The organism is Roseicella sp. DB1501 (assembly GCF_013112485.1).
GTDB lineage: Bacteria > Pseudomonadota > Alphaproteobacteria > Acetobacterales > Acetobacteraceae > Paracraurococcus.
In genome coordinates this window covers 168799-183344 of the sequence record NZ_JABFHG010000003.1, presented here as the reverse complement: position 1 = coordinate 183344, position 14546 = coordinate 168799, and the positions used below count along the sequence as shown (strand labels likewise).

Genomic DNA, 14546 nt, shown 5'->3' with positions numbered 1-14546 from the left:
GCGGATCATGGTCCAGGCCGTTGCTTGATCGCGTGAGTCACGCCTTTCGGTGAGTCCACCTCAAGCGATCACGCCCTAATCCAGCACCACCACCGTCTTCCGCGCGATGAGGTCGAAATCGATCTCGGCGCCGAGGCCGGGGCCCTGCGGCGCCTGCACCATCCCGTCGCGCCCTACCTCGATTTCCTGCGCAAGCCCGTATTTATGCGCGCCGTCGGGCAGCAGCACCTCGAAATAGGTGGTGTTGCGGATGGCGCAGGCGACATGCAGGTTCGCCAGGTTGTTCAGGCTGTTGCCGCCGTGGTGGATCTCGTAGGTCATACGGAAGGCCTCAGCGAGATGCGCGGTCTTCAGCAGCGTGGTGATGCCGCCCTTCACCGCGACGTCGCCGCGCAGATAGTCGGTCGCCTGCAGCATGATCCAGGGCGCGTAGCTCTCCAGCCCGGCGGCCGGGTATTCCGTCGCCATGATCGGGATATCGAGCTTCTGCCGCAGCTTGACGTAGTTGGTGATGTCCTGGTCGTGCAGCGGGTCCTCGTACCAGAGGAAGCCGAGCCGCTCGATGGCGCGGCCGACCCGCAGCGCGGCCGGGAAGTCGTAGGACCAGGTGGAATCGAGCATCAGCGGGAAGTCGTCGCCGACGGCGCGGCGCGCCGCCTCGCAGACCTTGATGTCGGTGGCGGGGTGCTGCGGCGGGTGGATCTTGTAGGCGGCCCAGCCGGCCTCGCGGAAGGCGACCGCCTCCTCGGCATAGGCCTCGGCGCCGTCCAGCACCTGCGAGCTGGCATAGGCCGGGATGGCGTGGCGGCAGGTGCCGAGCAGCCGGTGGATCGGCATCCCCGCCGCCTTCCCCGCCAGGTCCCAGAGCGCGACGTCCACCGCGCCGATGGAGCGCACCGAGACCAGGCGCGAGAAGGGCCAGAGCTTCGCGTTGATCGCCTCGCGCTCCAGCGGGTCGCGGCCCATGAGCAGCGGCTTGAGGAAACGGATCAGACCCGGCCCGTCATTCGCCGCCGTATGCGTCGCCGAGCCGAGGAAGGCATGGCCGGTCAGCCCGGCATCGGTGCCGATGCTGAGCAGGCCGAGGGCGGAGGAGCCCGTCTCCATGCGCGAGGCGGCGTGGTAGCGGGTCGGCGGGATGCCGTCCCAGGCGAAGAGGGTGAGCGAGACCCGGTCGATCCTCATGGCGGCGTTCCTCCTGCTGGCCTTCCCTTTGGGGGCCTTGCGGCGACGGTAGTGGCACCGTGCCCGGCGCGCCACCGCGCGGGATCGTCGCCTCGGCTCCCCAGGCACGGTAGAAAGGGCGCATGAACACGCTCATCGCCGATATCGGCGGCACCAATGCCCGCTTCGCGCTGTTCGACGGCCGGACCTACACCCCGCCGCTGCGGCTGGCGCTGGACGAGGTCGACAGCATCGCCGAGGCGGCCGCCGGCTATCTCATCGACCGGCCGCGGCCGGTGGCGGCGGTCTTCGCCGTGGCCGGCCCGGTCCAGGACAACCGGGTCACGCTGACCAATCGCGGCTGGGTGGTCGACGGGGCGGAGATCGCCGCGGCCCTCGGCATCCCCCGCGTTCGGGTGGTGAACGACTTCGCGGCGCTGTCCGCCTCGCTGCCGGACCTGGCGGGGGAGGACCTCTTCCCGCTCGGCGGCGCGCAGGCCGAACCGGGGGCGCCACTCGCGGTGCTCGGCCCCGGCACCGGGCTCGGCGTCGGCGCCTTCCTGCCGCCGGACCGGGTGCTGGTGACCGAGGGCGGCCATTCCAGCATCGCCGCGCACGACCCGCGCGAGGCGGCGGTGATCGAGTGGCTGCGCGGCCGCTTCGGCCATGTCTCGGCGGAGCGGCTGCTCTCCGGCCAGGGGATCGAGAACATCCATGCGGCGCTGGTCGCGCTCGATGGCGGCGGCGGCCCGGAACTCGAGGCGGCGGCGATCACCGCCCGGGCGCTGGCGGGCGAGTGCCCGGTCTGCCGCGAGGCGCTCGAGATCTTCTGCGCCGCGCTCGGCGGCGTCGCCGGCGACCTGGCGCTGCTCTACGGCGCGCGCGGCGGCGTCTATGTCGGCGGCGGCATCTGCCCGCGCTTCCCGGAATTCATCGCCGCCTCGCGCTTCCGCCAGCGCTTCGAGGCGAAGGGTCGCTTCTGCGGCTGGCTGGAGCCGATCCCCGCCTGGATCATCATGCGCCCGGATGCGGCGATGGTCGGGCTCGCCGCGCTCGCCCGGCAGGACTGACAGCTCCCCACGACGTCGCTACGCGCCGTCGCGGGGGCCCCGCCATTCGCTCCTGACCCTTGATCCGTCACAGCCCGCCGCGGCGAAGCCGCGGCAGGGCAACGGGTGGCGACGGTTCCAGCAGGCGCTTGAGGGGGAGAGACGGACGGTTGGCTTGCGGCGGGGAAGCAGCTTGCAAGTCGCAAGCTTTGATGCTTGCATGACGCAAGCCAAGAGGAAGCCCGTCCATGAGCCGCACCGATTTCCTGCGGATGCGCTGCCCCGTCGCCCGCTCCATGGCGGTGCTCGGGGAGCGCTGGGCCATGCTGGTCCTGCGCGAGGCCTTCTACGGCACCACGCGCTTCGATGCCTTCGAGCGGCATCTCGGCATCGCCCCCAACATCCTCGCCGCCCGGCTGCGCGACCTGACCGAGCACGGGCTGCTGGAGCGGGTGCCGCTCGGCGATCCGAAGAGCCCCGGCGCCCGGCACGAATACCGCCTCACCGAGAGGGGCCGCGACTTCTTCCCCGTCTATGTCGCGCTGAAGGCCTGGGCGGATCGCTGGATGACCGGGCCGGAGGGGCCGCTGGTGCTGCTGCAGGAAGCGGCGACGGGCCGCCCGGTCGAGGCGCCCCGACCGCTCGGCGCCGATGGCCGGGCGCTGCGGCCGGAGGATGTCCGCGTGCTGCCCGGACCCGGCGCCGGCCGCGCCACGCGCGCGCGCTTCGGCGGGGAGGCCGCGCATGGCTGACGCCGCCATCGCGGCCCCGGCCGCCCCCGCGACGGCCGCCGCCGCGTCGCCGCCCCTCTCCGTCCTGCTACGCCGCGTGCTGCAGCTCGCCGCCCCGACCACGCTGGTCGCCGCGGTGCAGTCGCTCTGCCAACTCTTCGAGCCCTGGCTGGCCGCGCGGCAGGGCACCGCGGCGCTGGCCGGCTGGGCGGTGGTGCTGCCCTTCGCCCTGCTGCTGCAGCAGATGTCGACGGGGGCGATGGGCGGCGGCGTGGTCTCGGCCATCGCCCGGGCCCTCGGGGCGCAGCGGCGGGAGGAGGCCTCGGCGCTAGTGCTGCACGCCGTGGTCATCGCCCTCGGCTTCGGCCTCGCCTATGCCGTGCTGCTGGCCGGCTTCCCGCGCGAGATCCTCGGCCTGATCGGCGGGCCGGAGGCGGCCGAGGCGGCGGCGGCCTATTGCGCCTGGCTCTTCGGCCTCGGCGCCATCCCGGCCTGGCTGGCCAATACCCTCGCCTCGGTGCTGCGCGGCGGCGGGCGGCATGCGCTGGCCTCGCGCGTGCTGCTGCTCGCCTGGCTCGGCTATCCGCCGCTCGCCTGGGCGCTGATGGAGCCGGCCGGGTTCGGCCTCGCCGGTGCCGGCATCGCCTTCGCGGCGATGATGACGGTGGCGACGCTCGGCATGGCCGCGGTGGTGCTGCGCGGCGGCGCCGGCTTCCGCCCGACGCTGCGCATCCGGCTGCAGGCGGCGCTCTTCGGCCGCATCCTCTCGGTCGGGCTGATCGCCTGCGTCATGGCGACCATCGCCAATCTCACCACCATCCTGGTGACCGCCCGCATCGCCGCGCATGGCGCCGCCGCGGTCGCCGCCTATGGCGTCTCGGCGCGGCTGGAATTCCTGATGGTGCCGCTCGCCTTCGGCGTCGGCTCGGCGCTGACCGCGCTGGTCGGCCGGGCGGTCGGCGGCGGCGACTGGGCAACGGCGCGGCGCACCGCCTGGTCAGGCGCGCTGCTGGCCCTGGCCGTCACGGCGAGCGTCGGCTTCGGCGTCGCGCTCTTCCCCGGCGCGACGGCGCGCGCCTTCAGCGGCGATCCGGCGGTGGTGGCGATCGCGACCGAGGCGCTCGCCATCATCGGCTGGGCCCTGCCCGGCTTCGGCGTCGGCATGGCGCTCTACTTCGCCGCCATGGGTGCGGGGCGGATGCGTTGGCCGGTGGTGGCGGCGGTGTCGCGCATCACGCTCGCGGTCGGCGGTGGCTGGCTGCTGGCGGATGTGCTCGGCCTCGGCCTGCCGGGGCAGTTCCTCGCCGTCGCGCTCGGCATCACCGCCTATGGCGCCATCACCGCGGCGGCGGTGCGGCCGGGCAACTGGTCCGGCTGAGCGGGGCGGCGGCGCGACCCCGCCGCTGGCGATGTCCCGCGATTTCCCCCGGGCCGATCACGCTCTATAGCGTCCGGAACTAGGAGGAACGCCATCCATGCCAACGGATCCCGAGCCGCCGCAGCGGCACGCCGCCATCATCGGCTTCGGCCTGATGGGCTGCGACATCGCCGCCATCTTCCTGGCCGGGGGCTGGCGGGTGACGGCGGTGGAGCCCGACCGCGCGAGCTGGCCGGCGCGGCTCGACCGCGTCGCCCTCTCGCTCTCGCAGCTCGGCGCGCCGCCGGCGCGGGTGGACGCGCTCGACCTCGTCGCGGCTATGGAGGATGTCGGCTTCAACGACGCCGAAGCGGTGATCGAGGCGGTGCCGGAGCGGCTCGACCTCAAGCGCCAGGTCTTCGCCGCGCTCGACCGGCTGGTGCCGGCGGGCATCCCGGTGGCCAGCAACGCCTCCGGCTTCCGCATCACCGACATCGCCGAGGGCTGCGCGACGCGCGACCGCATGGCCAACCTGCACTTCTTCCTGCCGGCGCATCTGGTGCCCGGCGTCGAGGTGGTGAAGGGCGAGCATACCGAGGACGCCGCCTGCGAGCGGCTGGCGGAGATCATGGCGGGCCTCGGCCGGGTGCCGATCCGGGTCGCGCGCGACGTGCCGGGCTTCCTCGCCAACCGCATCCAGCACGCCATGGTGCGCGAGGCCTTCAACGCGCTGGATGAGGGCCTGGCCTCGCCCGAGGATGTGGACAAGGCGGTGCGCTTCACCTTCGGCATGCGCATCATGGGCGCCGGGCCGATCCTGCAGAAGGAGCTGGCGGGGCTGGAGACGCAGCTCGCGGCGCAGGCGACGATCTATCCCTCGCTCTGCAACCGCGCCACGCCGGGCCCGACCATCACCCGGCTGGTCGAGGCGGGGAAGCTCGGCGCCAAGACCGGCGAGGGCTTCTGGGAGTGGACGCCGGAAAGCGCGAAGGCGGCGCGCGAGCGCTACGAGCGGATGCTGCTCGCGGCGCTGGAACTGCTGCGGCGGGAGGGGTGAGCGGGCGCGTGATCGCTTGCGGCGACATCGCCGATAGGCGTGCATCACGCGACCAGAGGATGCTTCAGCCCCGCGGCAGCTCCTGCTCGACCAGCGTGGCGAAGTAGCTGGCGCCGACCGGCAGCATGGCGTCGTTGAAGTCGTAGCGCGGGTGATGCACCGGCACGTCGCCGCGATCCGCCTCCTTCTGGCCTATCATGACGAAGGCGCCGGGGCGGGCGAGCAGCATGAAGGAGAAATCCTCGCCGCCCATGATCGGCGGCGCGTCGCCGATCACCTTCGCCGCCCCCAGCACCCGCGCCGCCGCCTGGGCGGCGCGGGCGGTCTCTTCCGGGTGGTTCACCGTCGGCGGGTAGAGCCGGGTGTAGACGACCTCCGCCTCCGCCTCATGCGCCGCCGCCGTGCTCTCGGCGACGCGGGCGATCAACCGCTCCATCATGTCGCGCGTCTCCGGCCGCAGGGTGCGGACGGTGCCCTTCAGCTCGGCCGCGTCGGGGATGACGTTCATGGCGCTGCCGGCCTGGAACATGGTGATGCTCAGCACCGCGCTGTCCAGCGGATCGGTCCGCCGCGACACCAGCCCCTGCAGCGCCACCAGCACATGCGCGCCGACCAGCACCGGGTCGACCGCCACATGCGGCCGCGCCGCATGGCCGCCGATGCCGCGGATGGTGATCGAGACGCGGTCGGAGGCGGCCAGCACCGTGCCCGGCACCACCTTCGCCTCACCGAGCGGCAGGGTCGGATCGTTGTGGATGCCGTAGACGGCATCGCAGGGGAAGCGCTCGAACAGCCCCTCCTGCACCATGACCTGGCCGCCGCCGCCGCCCTCCTCGGCCGGCTGGAAGATGAAATGCACCGTGCCGTCGAAATTCCGCGTCTCCGCCAGGTAGCGGGCGGCGCCGAGCAGGGTCGCGGTATGCCCGTCATGGCCGCAGGCATGCATCCGGCCGGGCACGGTCGAGCGATGCGGGACGTCGTTCTGCTCGGTCATCGGCAGGCAGTCCATGTCGGCGCGCAGCCCGATGCTGCGGGTGCCGCTGCCGTTGCGCAGCACGCCGACCAGCCCGGTGGTGGCGAGGCCGCGATGCACCTCGATGCCCCAGGATTCGAGCTTGCGCGCGACGATGTCGCTGGTCCGCCGCTCCTCGAAGCCGAGCTCGGGATGGGCGTGGAAGTCCTGGCGCCATTCGGTCATCTCGGGCGCGAGGGCGGCGATGCGGTTGATGACGGGCATGGGAACCCTCCGGGTCGGCAGGCCAGTGTAGCGCCCGGCATGGGCCGGGTCTGCCATGGCGCGATCAGCTTCGCCGGCGCTCCCCGGGACCGGACCCCGGTCGGGCGGCGCTTCGCCAGGACGGCAACCTCGGCGCATGGCGATGGCCCCGATGCGCAACCGTATCGGGGCCTCCCCCTGCCGGCCATTCCCGGCCGGTTGCGACCCATTCCTGGACCATGGTCCAGGCCGTTGTTTGAGCGCGTGATTCACGCTTTTCGGTGAGTCCGCCTCAGGCGATCACGCTCTAGCCGTTGGGCCGCAGGATCGGGTTCGGCGGCTCCGGGCGCGGCAGAGGCTGCACCTTCAGGTCGAGCTGCTTCATCTTCTGCAACCACTCGGGCCGCAATGCGAAGCGGGTGCTGACCGCATCCACCCAGGCCGTGGCGATGCCGATGTTGTTGGAATTCCACGCGACCCAGGCATAGCCCCGTTCGGTGCCGAAGCCGCCGGTCCCGCCCCAGGCAGGCCCCCAGGAATTCTTGATCAGCCAGGCGCGCTTCGCATCGTCCCAGCCGATGATGACGACGCCGTGGTTGATCCAGTCGAAATGCTGGCTGCTCTCGTCGAACACCGCATCGGTGCTGTCATAGGCCTGGAAGGCCGGCGTCGCCTGCAGCGCGGTGGCGAGCGGCCCATGCGCGCACAGCGCCTGCTTGATCGCCTGCACCGTCGGGATGGTGCCGACATCATTGGCGACGAAACCCCAGCTCGCCGCCCGGAAGGGAGTGGCGATGCTGCCCGGGCAGGCCTGGTGGTCATCGCCGGTGAAGGGCGCGCTCTGCTCATGGGCCGCGCCATGCGTCAGCATGTAGTCATAGACCGGCATCCACCAGCCGCCCGCGCAGGTGCCGGCGCCGGCGCAGTTCAGGATGTGCTGCTCGGAGGTGTCGATCTGCGCGCCGTTGCGGATGGCGTAGCTGCCCTCATAGGCACCCATGGCGGTGAAGTCCCAGCAGGTGCCGCAGCTCTGCGCCTTCACCGGCGTCACCTTGCCGCTCCGCCGCCAGTCGAAGGCCGCGGCCCGCGGCGAGCAGGCGGCCAGCAGCTTCGAGAGGTCGACCCGCCCGAGGCGCGCGCTCTCGACGTCGATGCTCCGGAGCGCCGCCGCGCGCCGGTTGACCGTCGCCGCGATCCCCGGCTGCGACCGCGGGATGCGGGTGCCGGCGAGCACTTCGAGCGGCAATTCGAGGGCCGGCGTATAGCCGACGCTGAAGCGGCCGCCCTGCTGCTCCACCTGGGCGCGGATGCTGGCCAGCCTGTCCCGGATCTCCGGCGAGAGCGCCTGCTCGCGCGCCACCGCGTCCTGGGGCGAGAAGGACAGGATGCGGCGCACCTCGGCCGGCGCGATCGCCTGCGTCGTGGCGGGAGAGGCGGGCTGGCCGCGCGCCCCCGCGAGGCCGAGGATCGCGGCGCAGAGGCCCGCGATGCCAATCCGGACTGGGTTTCGGACCGTACCGTTCTGCATGCAGTGTCCTCCTCCTGGCATGGTCCGCCGATCCGCGGCCCCTCACGCCGCGGGCGGGACACATGCTGGAATCACCGGCCCGGACAGCCGAGGATGGGCGCCCCCCTGACGGAAAGCCGCCATTGGCGACCCTTCGGCCTGGCCGGCCGGACAGGAGTAACGAGACATGGAAAGGCGCGCTGTGCTGCTGCACACCGTCGCGGCGGCCCTGGGGGCCGCGGGATGCCAGGCCGCGACGCAGGAGGCGTCCCAGATGGTCGTCGTCTCGCCCGACCAGGACGGCGCAACCGTCGCGCTCCGGGTCGGTGGCCAGTTGCAGCTCCGCCTGCCGGCCCAGCTCGGCACCGGCTATTCCTGGGCGCCCGATCCGTCACCCGGGCTGCTGCGGCTGGACGGCCAGCGGGTCGAGTCGCCGGAGGGCCTGCGGCCGGGCGGAACCGAGACGCAGGTCTTCGACTTCACCGCGACGGGCGCCGGCAGCGAGACGCTGCTTCTCGCCTATCGCCGGCCCTGGGAGCCGGCGGCGCCGGCGCGACGCTTCCGCCTCCGGGTCGAGATCACGCCCTGAAGCCGCGGCGTCGCCCCAAGGCATTACCCCGGGGCGTTGCCCGGCGGGCAGGCGAAGGGGATGATGGCCGGGACGATGGCCGCCGGCGCCCGCTCGGCGCGGCAGGACCCCATTCGCGGCGGAGGACCCGGACACGCCCATGAGCAACACCTTCCTCGTCGGCAATGGCGGCGGCTTTTCCGGCGACCGCGTCGATGCGCCGATCCCGGTCGTGCGCAGCCTGATCGCCCGCGGCCTGCCGGCGGCGATGTTCTTCGAGACGCTCGGCGAGCGCACCGTGGCGCTGGCCCAGCTCGAGCGGCGGCGCGACCCGGAGCTCGGCTACGAGCCGATGCTGGAGCGGCTGCTGGAGCCGATCCTCGCCGATTGCGTGGCGCACCGCATCCCGATCCTCGGCAATTTCGGTGCTGCCAACCCGGCGGCCGCCGGGCGGCTGGTGGCGCGGCTGGCGCTGCGGCTCGGCCTGCCGGACTGCCGCATCGCGGTGGTCACCGGCGACGACGTCACCGCCTCCATCGCGCTCGACCAGCTGCCGGTGCACGAGGCCGATGACAGCCTCGACATGAAGTCGGCGCGACTGGTCTCGGCCAATGCCTATATCGGCGCCGGGCCACTGGTGGAGGCGCTGCGGCAGGGCGCCGATGTGGTGGTGGCCGGCCGCACCTCGGACCCGGCGCTCGCCATCGCGCCGCTGGTCCACCATTTCGGCTGGTCCTTCGAGGACTGGGAGAAGCTCGCCCTCGGCGCCGCCTGCGGGCATCTGCTGGAATGCGGCAGCCAGGTGACCGGCGGCGTCTTCTGGGACCCCGGCTGCAAGGACATCCCTGATCCCTGGAACATCGGCTTCCCGATCGCCGAGGTGACGGCGGAGGGCGGGCTGGTCATCACCAAGCCCGAGGATACCGGCGGGATCGTCGACCTGCGCACGGTGAAGGAGCAGCTTCTCTACGAGTTGCACGATCCCTCGCGCTACATCACGCCCGACGTGGTGCTCGACATCTCCGGCTGCTCGGTGGAGCAGGTGGGAAAGGACCGCGTCGCGGTGCATGGCCTCGCCGGGCATCCGGCGCCGGACACGCTGAAGGTGACCGCCTGCTTCGAGGGCACCTGGCTCGGCGAGGGCGAGGTCTCGGTCGCCGGGCCGAACGCGCTGGCGCGGGCGCGGGCGACGGCGGATGTGCTGCTGCGGCGGATGGAGATGCGTGGCCTGCCGGTCCGGGTGCGCGTCGATCTCATCGGCGTCGCCTCAGTGCATGACAGCGACGATGGCGCGCTGTGGCGGGCATATCGGGGGCCGGAGCCGCCGGAGGTACGCATCCGCCTCGCCGCGGAAGGCAATGACCGGGATGCGGTGGACCAGGCCTCGCGGGAGGTGCTGGCGTTGCTCTGCTGCGGCACCGCCGGGACGGGCGGCGCCCGCTGGCGGGTGACGCCCCGCATCCTGACGCGCAGCTATCTGGTGCTGCGCGAGCGCGTGCCGACGCGGGTGGTCACCCGCGCGGCGCGCGAGATGGCGGGACAGGAGGTGGCGGGCGCCACCTCCCGGGCCGTTTAGGCCTCAGCCGCCATGGCCGCGCTCGTCGATATCGGCCGGGGTGCCGGCCCAGCGATGCGGCTGGCCATCGAGATAGCGCACGACGGCATCCGGGCCGCCGCCGAGCAGCACGCCGATGCGGCCCTCGCGGGCTTGGCCGCCGGGCGCGGCCGTATAGCCGGTCTGCTTGCGGCCACCGCCCTCGATGCCGGCGACGGCGCCGCCGACGATGGTATCGCCCGGCATGCCGCCATAGGTGACCTGCTGGTCGTCATCGCCGCCCGAGAGCCGCGGATAGGCGTCTGCCGCGAGCGGCACCGTCGCGCCGCCGAACAGGGCAGCCAGGGCGAGGGCCGGAAGGGGCAGGCGTCGCATGAACATGGGTAGGATCCGATCTCCTGCAGGCAGGTGGCGCGGCCCGATGCCGCACCTGTCGTTTGCCTTACACGAAGATTAACTTAGTTTCATGTGAATGGTTCCACAAGAGGGGCGCATGGACAGGATCGAGCTGCCGCTGCACGCGGTCGCGCATAGCCGGGCCGGGGACAAGGGCAACCGCTGCAACCTCTCGCTGATGCCCTACGACCCGCGGCTCTGGCCGCTGCTGGCCGAGCAGGTGACGGAGGCGCGGGTGCTGGAGCTGTTCCGGCACCGCGGCGCAACGCGGGTGACGCGCTACGACCTGCCGCGGCTGCAGGCCTTCAACTTCGTCGTCGACGACGTGCTGGAAGGCGGGGTGAATGGCAGCCTCAACCTCGACGGCCACGGCAAGACCAACTCCTTCCGCCTGCTGTCGCTGACCGTCGCCGTGCCGCGCGAGCTGGCGCCGGGCTGAGCCATGGCCACGCCGGAGGCGATGGCGGCGGGCTTCGACCTGCGCGCGCTGCCGCCCGCCTTCTACGAGGACCCCTACCCGGTCTACCGGCTGCTGCGGGAGCGGTGGCCGGTGCGGCGCATGCCCGACGGCTCGCTCTTCCTCACCCGCTGGACCGATCTCGACCGGGTCTATCGCGACACGCGGACCTTCACCTCCGACAAGCACGCCGAATTCGCCCCGAAATACGGTGCGACGCCGCTCTACGAGCACCACACGACCAGCCTCGTCTTCAACGACGCGCCGCTGCACGGCCGCGTCCGGCGGCTGATCACCGGCGCGCTCACGCCGCGCGCCATCGCCGGGATGGAGCCCGCCCTCATCGCCCTGGTCGATCGCCTGCTGGATGCCATGGCGCGCCGCGGCGAGGCGGACCTGATCGAGGATTACGCGGCGGCGATCCCGATCGAGGTGATCGGCACCCTGCTCGGCGTGCCGCCGGAGGAGCGCGGGCCGCTGCGCGGCTGGTCGCTGGCCATCCTCGGCGCGCTGGAGCCGGTGCTGACGCCGGAGGCCGCGGCGCGCGGCAATGCCGCCGTCACCGCCTTCCTCGCCTACCTCCGCGGCCTGGTCGCGCGCCGGCGGGCGGCGCCGGGCGATCCGGCAACCGATGTGCTCACCCGGCTGATCGGCGGCGAGGCGGATGGCGAGCGGCTGAGTGAGGCGGAGCTGCTGCACAATTGCATCTTCCTCCTCAATGCCGGGCACGAGACCACCACCAACCTGATCGGCAACGGGCTCGAGGCGCTGCTGCGCTTCCCGGCCGAGAAGGCCCGGCTGCTGGCCGAGCCCGGGCTGATCGGCAGCGCGGTCGAGGAGGTGCTGCGCTTCGAGAGCTCGAACCAGCTCGGCAATCGCGGCGTCGCGGCGGATTGCGAGATCGGCGGCGTCGCGGTGACGCGCGGCACGCTCGTCACCCTCTGCATCGGCGCGGCCAACCGCGACCCGGCGCATGTCGCCGATCCCGAGCGCTTCGATGTCGCCCGCAGCCCGAACCGCCACCTCGCCTTCGCCGCCGGCCCGCATCAATGCGCCGGCCTCGCCCTGGCGCGGCTGGAGGGACGGGTGGCGATCGGCCGCTTCCTCGCCCGCTTTCCCCGCTATGCGCCCGCCGCGCCGCCGGTGCGCGGCGGCCGGGCCCGCTTCCGCGGCTTCCTGCACCTGCCGGTGCGGCTGGGCTGACCTGTTGGCCCTCGGGCGCCGGACGCGAACCTCCGGCTTGCCCGGGCCGTCGCGTCCCTGCCGGCTGCCGTCAGCGCCGCCCGATCACCGCCAGCGCGGCGCCGAACAGGGCGACCCCGGCGGCGAGCGGGCCGAAGCCGGCGAAGCCGAACTCCGCCATCATCCAGCCGCCGAGCGAGGCGGCGCCGAGCCAGCCGAAGCTCGCCGAGGTGACGTTGAGCCCGAGCACCGTGCCCCGCACCTCGTCCGGCACATTGGCCAGCGCCGCCATCAGGCTCGGCCGGGCGATGGCGTTGACGAGGACATAGGCGAAGCCGAGCGCCACGCTGGCCTCGAGCGTCGGCGTCCAGCCGAAGAGCGCGAGCGCGACGAAGGCCGAGCCCGCCATGGCGATGGCGAAGGTCAGCATGCGGTTGCCCAGCCGGTCGGCGAGCTGGCCGCCGAGGATGGTGCCGGCGATGTTGCCGAGCGCGAAGAGCGCCAGCGGCAGCGCTACCTGCCCGAGGCCGAGGCCATAGGTGGATTGCAGGAAGGTGGCGAAATAGACCGCCGTCAGCCCGTAGCAGATGCGCTCGGCCACCCCCATGGCGAGCAGGTTCAGCACCCGCGGCGACAGCGCGGCCGAGAGACGCGGTGCCGGCTGCCCCGCCGCGCGCGGCCCGTCCACCGGCCGCAGCGTCGTCAGGAACAGGCCTAGCGCGGCGAGCAGGGCGAGGGCCGCGACGCAGAGATTGACGCCGCGCCAGCCGACCAGCTCGCCGATCGCCGCCGCCATGGGCACGCCGACCAGCAAGGTCAGCGACTGCCCGGCCATCACCCAGCCCAGCGCCCGGCCGCGCTGGCGGTCCACCGTGCGGGCCGAGGCCTCGGCCATCAGCACGCCGGTGAAGGCCCCGGCGCAGGCGCCGGCGAGCGTCGCCCAGCTGGCGGCCCCCAGATAGCTCTCCGCGGTCGAGACCCCGGCCATGCAGAGGGCGAGCCCTACCGGCCCGCCGACCAGGAAGGGCCGCCGGCCCCAGCGGTCCGACCCGGCGCCGGCGCAGAGCGAGGCGGCGCCCCAGGCGATGGAGGTCAGCGCCATCAGGTTGGCGATAAGCGGCAGCGAGGTGCCGAGATCGCGCGCCATGACGATGAGGAAGGGCGCCCGCGTGGTGCCTGAGGAGGAGGCGGCGAACATGCCGAGGCAGGCCGCCGCCAGCAGCGCCCAGGGCATGCGCGGCAACGGCTCGACCGGCGTGACGGGCGGAGAGACCGGGGCGACGGTGGCGGGGGCGGCGGTCAGGACCGAGGACATGGCGGCAGCCTAACCCGGTCGGCCATGGCGACGCAGATACCCCGGATGCGGGGCTGGGCGGCGTCTCCCGCCCTCAGCGCATGGCAGAATGTGGCCGGCCGCCGCTTCAGGCGGCGCAGGCCTGGCGCACCGCATCCCGCGCGCCGCCGAGCGCCTGCAACGCCACCCGGCTCCGCCGCGCGACGGTCAGCAGCGCCGGCAATTCCTGCGGCTGGCGCAGCAGGGCGAGTGCGACCTTTCCCGCCGCGGGGCGGCCGTCGCGGGTGAGGCCGACCGCGGCGGCGCGCGGCAGCACCTCCTCGGCAGTGTCCGCCACCGCCCGCAGCGCCGCGAAGGGCAGCCCGCGGGAGGCAGCGAAGGCGGCCGCCGCCTCGGTTTCCAGGTCCACCACGATGGCGCCGGTCGCCGCCCGCAGCACCCGCTTGCGCGCCGGCTCGCCGACCACGGCGGGGCTGCCGGCCACCATGCCGAGCCGCGCGCCGCAATGCCGCGCCAGCGCCGCCGACCAGCGCGGATCGGCGGCATAGGCGCCGCCCGCGCCGCGCACCCGCGTGGCGACGACGAGGTCGCCGCAGGTGAGGGTCGGGTCGAGCCCGCCCGCGATGCCGAAGCTCAGCACGCCCGCCAGCCCCTCGGGCGCCGCGCGCAGCAATTCGCGCAGCCGCGCCGGATCGCCGCCGCTGACGATGACCGGCATCTCGCGCGGCAGCAGCGCCGCCTCGGACCGCATGCCCACGACGGCAAGGATCGAGGAGAGGGTCATGGGCGGCAATTCGTCTCCGGGAAGTGATGTTGCTGGAAAGTATATAGAGGTCACGCGCGTTGCCGGGCAGGCGGAAATTCACAATGTCGCCGCAATCCGCGGAGTGTGGCCCGGCGCCACGCCCGCCGCCGCGCCATGGTGCCAGGGCTTGCCGAGCAAGGGCTTAGGTCCCAGGTCCACCGCCCACCGCCTGCCGCGGCGCCGTCGAGGAAGCCGGGACCGCACCAAT

The 14546-nt window shown here is 73.2% G+C and carries 14 protein-coding genes; 8 read left to right on the top strand and 6 right to left on the bottom strand.

Going from position 1 to position 14546, the window contains the following annotated elements; all coding sequences use genetic code 11:
- Positions 1-75: 75 nt before the first annotated feature.
- Positions 76-1185 carry an enolase C-terminal domain-like protein gene (locus HJG45_RS07140; protein ID WP_171611416.1) on the bottom strand — a complete coding sequence of 370 codons (1110 nt, stop codon included), beginning with the start codon at positions 1183-1185 and terminating at the stop codon, positions 76-78.
- A gap of 122 nt (positions 1186-1307) precedes the next feature.
- On the opposite strand from HJG45_RS07140, the gene glk reads away from it, so the two are divergent.
- The 4 genes from glk (at position 1308) to HJG45_RS07120 (ending at position 5358) form a co-directional block, all read left to right on the top strand.
- Positions 1308-2234: a glucokinase gene (glk, locus tag HJG45_RS07135; RefSeq protein WP_171611415.1), complete on the top strand. Its 927-nt coding sequence runs from the start codon at positions 1308-1310 to the stop codon at positions 2232-2234.
- 227 nt (positions 2235-2461) lie between these two features.
- Positions 2462-2965, top strand: a complete 504-nt coding sequence (locus tag HJG45_RS07130; RefSeq protein ID WP_171611414.1) for a helix-turn-helix domain-containing protein — start codon at positions 2462-2464, stop codon at positions 2963-2965.
- Positions 2958-4322, top strand: a complete 1365-nt coding sequence (locus HJG45_RS07125; RefSeq protein ID WP_171611413.1) for an MATE family efflux transporter — start codon at positions 2958-2960, stop codon at positions 4320-4322. The genes HJG45_RS07130 and HJG45_RS07125 overlap by 8 nt, the downstream gene beginning before the upstream one ends.
- A 97-nt stretch (positions 4323-4419) precedes the next feature.
- Complete coding sequence (locus HJG45_RS07120) at positions 4420-5358, top strand: 3-hydroxyacyl-CoA dehydrogenase family protein (RefSeq protein ID WP_171611412.1); 939 nt, start codon at positions 4420-4422, stop codon at positions 5356-5358.
- A 64-nt stretch (positions 5359-5422) separates the two neighbouring features.
- Here HJG45_RS07120 and HJG45_RS07115 read toward each other — a convergent pair whose 3' ends face one another.
- Both HJG45_RS07115 and HJG45_RS07110 read right to left on the bottom strand, forming a co-directional pair.
- Positions 5423-6595, bottom strand: a complete 1173-nt coding sequence (locus tag HJG45_RS07115) for a M20 aminoacylase family protein (RefSeq protein WP_171611411.1) — start codon at positions 6593-6595, stop codon at positions 5423-5425.
- Positions 6596-6881: 286 nt separating this feature from the next.
- Entirely contained in the window at positions 6882-8102 is a 1221-nt protein-coding gene (locus HJG45_RS07110) for a C1 family peptidase (protein ID WP_171611410.1), read from the bottom strand.
- A 166-nt stretch (positions 8103-8268) separates the two neighbouring features.
- Here HJG45_RS07110 and HJG45_RS07105 point away from each other — a divergent pair, with 166 nt between their 5' ends.
- Positions 8269-8670, top strand: coding sequence for a protease inhibitor I42 family protein (locus HJG45_RS07105; protein ID WP_171611409.1), 402 nt, complete (start codon positions 8269-8271; stop codon positions 8668-8670).
- A gap of 139 nt (positions 8671-8809) precedes the next feature.
- Positions 8810-10225, top strand: coding sequence for an acyclic terpene utilization AtuA family protein (locus HJG45_RS07100; RefSeq protein ID WP_171611408.1), 1416 nt, complete (start codon positions 8810-8812; stop codon positions 10223-10225).
- 3 nt (positions 10226-10228) lie between these two features.
- Here the strand turns inward: HJG45_RS07100 and HJG45_RS07095 are convergent, their stop codons facing one another.
- The gene (locus HJG45_RS07095; RefSeq protein ID WP_171611407.1) at positions 10229-10585 is read right to left on the bottom strand and encodes a hypothetical protein; all 357 of its coding nucleotides are present in this window, start codon (positions 10583-10585) and stop codon (positions 10229-10231) included.
- 112 nt (positions 10586-10697) lie between these two features.
- Here HJG45_RS07095 and HJG45_RS07090 point away from each other — a divergent pair, with 112 nt between their 5' ends.
- Both HJG45_RS07090 and HJG45_RS07085 read left to right on the top strand, forming a co-directional pair.
- Positions 10698-11039: a hypothetical protein gene (locus tag HJG45_RS07090; RefSeq protein WP_171611406.1), complete on the top strand. Its 342-nt coding sequence runs from the start codon at positions 10698-10700 to the stop codon at positions 11037-11039.
- A 3-nt stretch (positions 11040-11042) separates the two neighbouring features.
- The gene (locus tag HJG45_RS07085; RefSeq protein ID WP_171611405.1) at positions 11043-12260 is read left to right on the top strand and encodes a cytochrome P450; all 1218 of its coding nucleotides are present in this window, start codon (positions 11043-11045) and stop codon (positions 12258-12260) included.
- A 70-nt stretch (positions 12261-12330) separates the two neighbouring features.
- Here the strand turns inward: HJG45_RS07085 and HJG45_RS07080 are convergent, their stop codons facing one another.
- Both HJG45_RS07080 and HJG45_RS07075 read right to left on the bottom strand, forming a co-directional pair.
- Complete coding sequence (locus HJG45_RS07080) at positions 12331-13554, bottom strand: MFS transporter (RefSeq protein WP_171611404.1); 1224 nt, start codon at positions 13552-13554, stop codon at positions 12331-12333.
- Between the two features lie 106 nt (positions 13555-13660).
- On the bottom strand, positions 13661-14317 hold the full coding sequence (locus HJG45_RS07075) for a nucleoside phosphorylase (protein ID WP_171611403.1): 657 nt from the start codon (positions 14315-14317) through the stop codon (positions 13661-13663).
- Positions 14318-14546: the final 229 nt, after the last annotated feature.